Here is a 10,143-nt window from a genome sequence, read left to right on the forward strand (position 1 = left end):
ATAATAAATTAAAGGATGATTTAAAAATGAAGGAAATTATCGGAAATCTGTTGAAAAAAGAGAATGTGCGTCAGAATCTGAGCAGCCTCAGACAGGAAATTAAAGATGAAAATGCATTGGCAGAGGCACTGAAGCTGCTTGCCGGAGAAGAAGAGCTGCTTGTATCGTTTATGGGAGAAGAGGATGCAAAAACCAGAAAGAACGCTGCACTTCTGATAGGAGATCTTCATATGTCACAGCTTTCTGATGAGGTTTTTAAAGCATATGAGGCTGAGCAGATGCGATTTGTGAAGGGCTCATATCTGGCGGCACTGTCACAGCTGGACTGCAAAGAGCTTATACCACAGCTTATGGAGCGGGCAGGAGAGCTTGAGCATATGACAGTCACAGCTGAAAATAGAAAGCATATTGAGGAAGAATTTAACGAAATAAATAAAATCCTGATTAAATATAATGGAATAAAGCACCATACACCGGTGCTTGAGGGAGTGAAGGCGGAGCTGCTTCTTATGACAAACCGCCTCCACAGAGAGGTGGTACGACGTCAGATACCTGTTAAGGATACAAAGCTGCATCCGCTTGGAGTGCTTGTAAAGACTGACAATATACCTCTTATCATGCAGGTGCGCACATTCAGAAGAATGTACTTCACCATACATGCAGCATCGCTTTTGCCAAAGGATGCGCAGGAAGCGGCTGGAATTCTTACAGAGTCAGATATGTATGATATATTAAGACGTATGCACCGTGAGGGTGGTCCGTTTTACTATCGTATTGAGAGTACGGCAGATGCGGCCTATCAGAGCAGGCTTGCGAAAGCTATTGATATGCTCTCAGCCGGCAGGATGATTAATTCGCCTAATGATTATGAGGTGGTGATTAAGCTCATACAGACAAAAAATGACGATTTTTTCGCCTGCATGAGGTTATGTTCTATACAGGATAATAGATTTGCATACAGAAGGAATGCGCTTCCTACGTCGATGCATCCGTCACAAGCGGCACTTATTGTTTCACTTGCAAAGCCGTATCTTAAGGAAGAAGCACAGATCATGGATCCGTTCTGCGGAGTAGGTACACTGCTCATAGAGCGCACACACCTAGTCCCGGCACGCGAGATATATGCTACAGATACCTATGGTGATGCAATCACTATGGGCAGAGAGAATGCAGGACTTGCTAAAACAAGAATTAATTTTATACACAGGGATTTCTTTGATTTTAGGCATGACTACAAATTTGATGAGCTGATTACGGATATGCCGGTTCGTAACCGACAGACCAAGGATGAGATGGAGCTTTTTTACGAGAGGTTTTTTGACAAGGCCACGGAGCATCTGGTATCCGGCGGCATTATTGTTATGTATTCAAATGAGATTGGGTTTGTAAAGAAACAAATCAGGCTTCGCGTTGAATACCGTCTGCTTCAGGAGACATGTATTCTCGATAAGAAGGGCTTTTATCTGTTTGTTATCAGATATGAGGATTGATTTGTATGAGTTTTTAGGAGGAAAATATGTCGGATTCCAAGATTTTTCAAAAAATACAGGATTATTTCTGCCTGGCTAACGGAATATATTTATTGTGTCTGACAAAAAAGGATGGGGTCATGACAGAAGCGTGTCACTGTAAGGCAGAGTGGAAAAGTATGCTTGCCCTTATTGGTGAAGACAAATACGAAAACCTTCTTTTGAGACTGTCTGACTGCAGGGTTGAGAATCTCATAGATGAACCGCTCGATAAGGACTATCTCAGGCTGTATGGTCTGATTGTAAGAGTGGACAATACACCTGATATATATTGGATTATAGCTGCAGTAATTGATGAGAAGCTGTCTGATGATGAGAGGGCTTTGATTCCTGATGGCATACTCACCACCGGTGAGGCACGCTTTGACAGGACAATTGAGTTTCTGGAGACTGTGACAAGACAGCTTTTGATTACAATGAGAGATGAGAGTGCTGCGAATGAGGCACTTTCGCTTATCAGGAAGTCGGATGAGGAAATCAAGAGACAGTTTCATATGCTTGAGTCTATCAATTCTGTCATAAAGCTGCTTGAGATGGATGGAAGCTTTACTGATATGGCGCAAAAAGCGCTGGAGAGTGCGGTTACTACCATAAAGCTTACCGGTGCTTTTATCATCCGCAAAAATGTGGACGGCATGCATCTGGATGTAATTGTAAGCTATGGCAGAAAGCCGTTTGACACGATATCAATCACTGAGGTGCCTTTTTTCACAGGAAAGCCTTATATCATAGCATCAGATTCTGTGATGCCGGAGAAATTCCGGCTTTTCATGGAGAAGCATGCTATGAAGGCTGCCATATTCCAGCCGGTAAATATAGACAACAGGACACAGATGTATGTATGCTTTTTTGATGAGGCGGATGGCAGAAGCTGGGGAAAATATGATGTGAAGTTTTTAAATGATACGAAGCGCGTTATTCAAAGTGTCCTCACAAAAAAGATAACAACCAACTCGCTTGCAGGCTCCTATGCTTCGCTTGAAGCGATACTGGAGAACTCAGGCTGCGGTATCTACGTGGTCGATATGTCAAAGTCAGAGATACTTTACATGAATAATTACTGTAAGCAGCTGCTTTCAAATATTATCGAGCAGAATAAGTTGGAAAAATATATTTTTTCCCATACCGCAGATAGCCGGAGCTTTACAGAGGTATATGTGACGGAGGAGGATAAGTGGTTTGATATTCATCGCACGGGCATAGTGTGGGTGGATGGGCGCAAGGTGCAGCTCGTTACACTGTACGATATCACGCAGAAGAAGCGTTATCAGCAGCGCATTGAGAATCAGGCCAATAATGATTTCCTGACAGGACTGTATAACAGGATGAGATGTGAGCAGGATCTGGCTAAGTTTATAGATGATTCAGTGAAAAACGACACCAGAGGTGCGATGATTTATATAGATCTGGATGATTTCAAGCACATAAATGACGGGCTTGGACATCAGTACGGAGATGTGCTTTTAAAAGCCATATCACACAGCCTGATGCAGGTGAAGGGGATTGAGAATCACTGCTACAGGATGGGTGGCGATGAGTTCATAATTATAGTGGCAGGCAGCTCGGTTGACAGGCTGGAGAGTATCATTAATGATATACAGCAGATCTTTGTCAAACCGTGGTTCTTAAAGGGAGAGGACTATTACTGTACGATAAGTGCAGGCGTGGCATTTTTCCCGACAGATGCAAGTACTGTGGAGGATGTCATAAGAAGAGCTGATATAGCGCTTTTCAATGCTAAAAAAGAAGGAAAAAACCGTATAGAGTTCTACAACGAGGGTATTGATGGCACAAGCACGAAGCGACTTGACCTGGAAAAGCACATGAGAAAAGCCACAATGAATGAGTGCGATGAGTTCACCGTGTACTTTCAGCCGATTATAAGCGTGAAAGGGGATGATGCCTGTGCTGGTGCAGAGGCTCTTGTCAGATGGAATTCAGCGACCATGGGCTTTATAAATCCGGTTGACTTTATACCGCTTGCTGAGTATCTGGGGCTTATAAACCCAATCGGGGAGCACGTGCTAAGAGAGGCGGCAAAGCACTGCAGGTATTGGAATGACATGGGACATCCTGACTACAAGGTAAATGTCAATCTGTCCGTGGTGCAGCTGCTGCAGAATGACATAGTAAAGAAAATAAAAACTGTAATTGACGAGGTGGGCATAGACCCGGGAAATCTGTGTCTTGAGGTGACAGAGAGCCTGGCAATCAATGACATGGTGCGCATGAAGCGGATACTCAGTGAGATAAGGGCGCTGGGGGTGAAGGTTGCGCTGGATGATTTTGGTACGGGATATTCATCTTTAAACCATATCAGGGAGATGCCGCTTGATATCATTAAAATAGATAAATGCTTCATTGAGCATCTTGGGGAGGATGATTTTTCTGATGCATTTGTCAAGATGGTTACAGAGCTTGCCAATACAATAGGAGTACATGTCTGCGTAGAAGGAGTTGAGACTGACAGACAATATGCTATAATTAAGAAGATGGGAATAGATTACATACAAGGATATTTCTTCGACAAGCCGATGTGCATAGAAAGCTTCGAGGAGAAATATATCTGACGAAGAAGGTGTAACATGCACGAAGAAGATATAGAAAAAAGCACATGCTGCTATACAATGAAGCAGATAGAAGAAAAAATGGACGATTATGGCCAGATTTTTGACATAGTGCGTCTGATAGATGAAGAGCGCATATCACGCATGGAGAATAACAGCGATAATCAGGATCCTATTGACCCGTGTCCATGCTATTCATTTTGGAAGAGAAATAAACAGTGCACAAACTGTATCACGGCTAAGACCATAAAAGATAAAAGGCAGCGTGTCAAGATAGAGTTTTCGGGCACTGATTCATATCAGGTCATATCAAGGTACTGCAATATAGACGGAAAGAACTATGTAATGGAGCTTGTTAACCGTATGGATGGCGGGGCACTGAAGGATGAAGAGGTCCGCAAAAAGCTTGAATCAAAGATAGTAAGCTATAAGGAAAAGCTTTACAGTGATGCGCTGACAGGTGTTTACAACAGGCGTTTCTATGAGGAAAATGTCAAAAACAGCAAGATAAATGCCGGTGTCGCTATGCTCGATGTTGATGATTTTAAGCTGTACAACGATTCACTGGGGCATATAGCAGGTGATATGGCGTTGTGTGCTTGTGTTGATACGATAAAGAGCTGTATCAGAAAGAGCGACCTGGCAATCCGTTATGGTGGTGATGAGTTCCTTATCATCATATACGATGTGACAGAGGATGAGTTTCGCAAAAAGCTGATGGATATGCAGGATGCGATAAACAAGACAGTCATTCCTGAGTATTCAAAGCTGCAGCTTAAGGTCAGCATAGGTGGTGTGCTCTGTAAAGACGAGACTGTGACGGATGCAGTGCTGCGCGCGGATTCACTTATGTATATAGCTAAAAACCGAAAAAATATTGTGATAATTGAAAACGATGAGGATATTACAAAGGAGGAGCTTGACGAGATAAAACAGCAGGTGCTCATAGTGGATGATTCCATAGTAAATCGTGAGCTTTTGTCTGAAATGCTCGGAAACGACTTTAGAATACTCGAGGCAGCAAATGGTGTCGAGTGTATAGAAAAGCTCAAGGAGTATGGTACCGGAATATCAATTGTACTTCTTGATATGGTGATGCCGGTCATGGATGGATACGGGGTGCTTGACTACATGAACAAGAAGCACTGGACTGATGATATCCCTGTTATTATGATATCAGGAGAGGATTCAGAGAGCTATGTGAGAAAGGCTTATGAGATGGGTGTGTCAGATTATATAAGCAGGCCCTTTGATGTAAAAGTGGTTTATCAGCGTGTGGTAAATACAATAAAGCTCTATGCCAAGCAGCGCAGGCTGATTCGCATGGTGACCGACCAGATATACAGGCGTGAGAACAATAATAAAATCCTGATTTCAATTTTAAGCCATATAGTCGAGTTCAGAAATGGCGAGAGCGGAAGCCATGTTATTCATATTAATAAGCTTACGGATATGCTTTTAAAGGAGCTGGTTGGCATAACGGACAGGTACGACATAACAGGCGATGATATAGAGCTGATAGCAACAGCTTCAGCCCTTCACGATATCGGCAAAATCGGCATAGACGATGCCATCTTAAATAAGCCGGGCAGGCTTACCGATGAAGAGTTTGAGGTGATGAAGACTCATACTGTGATCGGCGCAAGGATGCTCGATGACCTGGATGCCTTCAAGGGGGAAAAGCTGCTCAAAACAGCCTGGCAGATATGCCGCTGGCATCATGAGAGGTATGATGGTAACGGATATCCGGATGGCATGAAGGGAGACGATATACCAATCTCAGCACAGGTGGTATCTGTAGCCGATGTATATGATGCCCTGACAAGCGATCGTGTGTACAAGAGCGCATTTTCACATGAAAAAGCAATGCAGATGATTCTGGATGGAGAGTGCGGACAGTTCAATCCTGTTCTCTTACAGTGTCTGGTCAATATACAGGATAGGATAAAGGATGGGCTGGACTAGCTGAAAAGCACGATAACTGAAAAATATTTGCAAAAATAAAAATAAGTGTTGACATATTTGATTTGATTTGATATTATATCAAAGTCGCGTGAGACAAGCGACAGAAAATCAAATATTTGCGGAAGTGTCGGAACTGGCAGACGAGCAAGACTAAGGATCTTGTGATTATTGCAATCGTGTGGGTTCAAGTCCCATCTTCCGCATTATAAAATTAAAAAGGGTTAAGCCTTATGGCTTAGCCCTTTTTGATTTTAGAAGCGGAAGCGGGACTTGTCCCCATGGGTCCAAGGTCTCCGCTTCGCTTCGGTCGTTGCAGAACAGACGTCCCCCGGACGTCTTGCAACCCATCTTCCGCGTGACTTCGGTTATCGCTGGGCAGGAACACCATGGTTCAAGGTCTCGCCGCCGGCTTGGTCGGCTCGTGGCATGAGGTCCCCCGGACCTCACTCGCCCCATCTTCCGCAAGGCTCCGGTCGTGGTAGAGCAGGCTCCCCATGGGTTCAAGGTCTCCGCTTCGCACGCCATCTTCCACGTTAAAATGGGATAAGCTAAATTATACGGATTTCGTTCAAGATTGCATATTAGATAAGAAAGAGAGGACAAGCTTATGAGCCAGAAAAAATACAGTTTATTATACCCGGATACAAATGCACAATACCGGACCTTGAGTGATGTGACTATGCATGATCTGGGAATGGATCAAATCTGCAAAAAGCTGTCAGCAAAGGAGCGGGAGCAGAACTACATCCAAAACGTGATGGCGCGTATGTATGCAGATCCGGCGGTGACACAGTACCGCTGCGATATTTTCGAGGATGTCCTTCAACAGAAAAAAATGCGTGATGACCTTATGGAAATACTCGAGCGCATCAGCTTTTTGAGGGAGTACGGCAGCTTTAACCGGGAATATGATGAGAGCGTCTGCATCTGGGATCTTTTGCATCGGCTGGACGAGCTTAATGATTATATCAAGTGCGTGGATGCACTGCACACCTGTCTGGCAGCTTCGGACATTCATTCCGCAGGCTTTCTGGGGTTAAAAGCCTATGTGGAGAAAATCTATGCGGACAACGGATTTGCAGAACTGAAAAAAGATATCTCAGAACTGAAAATGGACACCTCACAGCTTAAGAGCATTACGGTAGGCATTAACTTAAATGACCGCTTTGAAGCGGACGGAATCGGTCTGATATCTGTAAACAGCAAATATTTTACCAGGTCCGGAATCCTGGGCAATTTTTATGACCATATTGCATCAAAGGATCGGATCAATGAGGATACCATATGGAAAAAGAATTTCAAATTTCAGCCATTTGATGTGAATGCAGATGCGCTGAATAACACTACGATGAAAAAAGTAATGGATACAGCCGTTATACAGTCAGAAAGCCGGGGTGGCATTGTGAAGCTTCCGGAGGGAGATCAGGCAAAGGATGTGACTCGTTATACAGACCGAATCGTCAATCATATGATTTCCCATATGGTGAAAAGAGTCAGGGAGGTATTGAACAAATATGTTTCCATTACCATTACCGACATGACAGATTTGATTCCGGAGCTGCTCTACTATATCAAATGGGCGGAGTACATCCAGAAATTGCAGGAAAAGGGCTTTACCTTTGCAAAAGCTTCTGTATATAAAGAGGGAGAAAATGCATCTGATCCGTATATGATGCAGGCGCGTGGAATCTACAATTTAAAGCTTGCTGTTTTTGAGACAGAGGAGTCCGGGAACATTGTACAAAATGACATGGATTTTGACCGGGATAGGAGAGTGTATATCTTAACAGGTGCCAACCGAGGTGGAAAGACCACAATTACACAGGCTGTTGGGCAGTTGTTTGTGTTGGCACAGGGAGGCATATATATTCCGGGAAAGGCATTTGCATTTTCCCCTGTTACCGGTATTTACACACATTTCCCGGCAGATGAGGACAAGACATTGGATTTAGGAAGGCTTGGGGAAGAATGTAAGCGTTTTAAGGCAATCTATGAGGAGGCAGATGACAGGAGTCTGCTTTTGATGAATGAATCCTTTTCTACCACTTCGTTTGAAGAGGGCTACTACATTGCAAAGGACAGTGTCCGGGCAATTTTACATAAGGGAATGCGGACCATTTATAATACACATATGCATAAGCTGGCATTTGATGTGGATGAAATGAATGAAGAACAGGAGAAGGCAGAGCACACAGAGGGAAAAGCGTTTTCCATGATCGTGCACATGAAGGGTACAGAGCGCTCCTATCAGATTGAAGTGGCGCCTCCGGAGGGAAAATCATATGCAAGCGAGATTGCACAGAAGTACGGGGTTACTTATGAGATGCTGGTGAAATAAGAAAACAGATGTTTGCTATGTGAAGGCTAAAAGTATGATGGTTTATATGGGAAAATATGCCCTTGTCTATACAATTAGGATTTCGGCAAGAAATTTTAAAAAACGCACAATGTATTTGATATTTCTAATATTATGTGATAAAATCAAAATAAATAATTTTGAAAAACGCATAAAGTATTAAGAATAAATAATATATTGTGTTAATTTTAAAACAATAGGAGATGATGCGTGATGAAGCATTATGAAAAGCTGCTTGCAAGGGGGTATTTTTCAAGAGAACAGTTGACAGAGCTTGTTGGAACAGCAACCGTAGCGAATCAGGTAATCTACGAATATCAGAAAAAAGGGCTGATAGAAAAGGTGAAAAGAGATTTTTATGTGGTAATCAGCGTGGAAACGAAACAGCCTGTGTTATCCCGTTATCAGATAGGTTCTAATCTGTTCCCGGATGCTTGCATTACCCATCACAGTGCATTTGAAGTATATGGCTATGGAAGTCAGGTGTTTTATGAGTGTTATGTTGCAACGGACAAACGATTTCACGATTTTGAGTATGATGGGGTGATGTATCGTCGCGTAGAGCGTAAGCCAGATATGGAAGTAGTGCAACAGGGAAATATATGGGTGACATCCGTGGAACAGACTGTTGTAGACAGTATCCGTGATTTTGAAAAGATAGCAGGTCTTGAAGAAGTGATACGCTGTATGATGTTGATACCGGGACTGAATGAGCAGAAAGTGTTGGAATGTCTGGCAAGAAGCAATAATGGTTTTTTGTATCAGAAATGTGGATACCTTTTTGAAGAAATGCAGGAAGAATTTCATTTTTCAGCAAATTTTTTTATGGCGTGTGAGAATGGTTCCTCTGATGCAAAACGTTATCTGATGAAGGACTCGCAGGATAATGTATTTCATAAAAGATGGAAGCTTTATGTACCAGCTTCGCTAAAAGGACTGATAGATAAGGGGGTTGATGATTATGATGCAATGGGATAGGCTAACTCTTGGTAGAATGGCTAAAGAACTGGGGTTTCAAAGAGATACATTGGAAAAGGTATGTCGTCTGGCAGATGTGTTGCAGTTTATGGAATGAGGAAAAACTTACCGTGCTCTCTGTAGCACCATTGGAGATATTTGCTTCAAAAATGATAGCATTACTTACAAGAACGGTTCCACGAGATTTATATGACATGCATAACATGGTTAAATTTGGACTATTCGATGAAAGTGAGGAAACGATGCTTCGGAAATGTGCTGTCTTCTATAGTGCAATTGGAGCAGCACAGCCGCCAGAAAAATTTGAGCTTGATAATATTGGGAAAGTTTCATTTCAGCAGATTAAGAGAGCGCTGGACCCGGTGCTTCGTAAGGGAGAAAGGTTTAACTTGGAATTTGCACAAAGGGAAGTAAGGGAATATCTTGCATCCATTTTGTTACCAACAAAGGAGGAAGAATTATTCTGGAAGGCTTTTTCGGAAGGAAATTATTATCCTGAATTGGTGTTCGGGGATAGTAAAGAGCTTAGGAATGTGGCAAAGCATCCAATGGCATTATGGAAGTGCAGGGGCAAGGAAGAAGATAAGTAGCCTTTGGAGAAAGGTAGCTCAAAGAAGGAGAAGAAAATAAGTAATTGAATATATTGTCAAATGTGATTAAATGTGTTTAAATATACTCAAAGGAGTAAATTATTATGAATACATCAAATATCACAAATTATAAGCCAAAAGATTTTGCTGAACTGTTA

The 10,143-nt window shown here is 42.6% G+C and carries 6 protein-coding genes and 1 tRNA gene; all 7 read left to right on the plus strand.

The genetic code is table 11. From position 1 onward, the window contains the following. Window positions 1-26: 26 nt before the first annotated feature. The 7 genes from ACW6PM_RS08950 (at window position 27) to ACW6PM_RS08980 (ending at window position 9,985) form a co-directional block, all read left to right on the plus strand. Window positions 27-1,490 carry a TRM11 family SAM-dependent methyltransferase gene (locus ACW6PM_RS08950; protein WP_456056928.1) on the plus strand — a complete coding sequence of 488 codons (1,464 nt, stop codon included), beginning with the start codon at window positions 27-29 and terminating at the stop codon, window positions 1,488-1,490. A gap of 26 nt (window positions 1,491-1,516) precedes the next feature. Further along, on the plus strand, window positions 1,517-4,099 hold the full coding sequence (locus tag ACW6PM_RS08955; protein ID WP_456056929.1) for an EAL domain-containing protein: 2,583 nt from the start codon (window positions 1,517-1,519) through the stop codon (window positions 4,097-4,099). 15 nt (window positions 4,100-4,114) lie between these two features. Then, window positions 4,115-6,061 (plus strand): diguanylate cyclase, encoded by a 1,947-nt coding sequence (locus ACW6PM_RS08960; RefSeq protein WP_456056930.1) that lies wholly within the window; start codon window positions 4,115-4,117, stop codon window positions 6,059-6,061. Window positions 6,062-6,179: 118 nt separating this feature from the next. Then, window positions 6,180-6,264, plus strand: a tRNA-Leu gene (locus tag ACW6PM_RS08965). Between the two features lie 404 nt (window positions 6,265-6,668). Then, window positions 6,669-8,399 (plus strand): MutS-related protein, encoded by a 1,731-nt coding sequence (locus ACW6PM_RS08970; RefSeq protein ID WP_456056931.1) that lies wholly within the window; start codon window positions 6,669-6,671, stop codon window positions 8,397-8,399. A 231-nt stretch (window positions 8,400-8,630) separates the two neighbouring features. After that, window positions 8,631-9,395, plus strand: coding sequence for a type IV toxin-antitoxin system AbiEi family antitoxin domain-containing protein (locus ACW6PM_RS08975; RefSeq protein ID WP_456056932.1), 765 nt, complete (start codon window positions 8,631-8,633; stop codon window positions 9,393-9,395). Window positions 9,396-9,403: 8 nt separating this feature from the next. Then, window positions 9,404-9,985, plus strand: a complete 582-nt coding sequence (locus ACW6PM_RS08980) for a nucleotidyl transferase AbiEii/AbiGii toxin family protein (protein WP_456056933.1) — start codon at window positions 9,404-9,406, stop codon at window positions 9,983-9,985. The last annotated feature ends 158 nt before the right edge of the window (window positions 9,986-10,143 follow it).

The organism is Agathobacter sp., assembly GCF_977054825.1.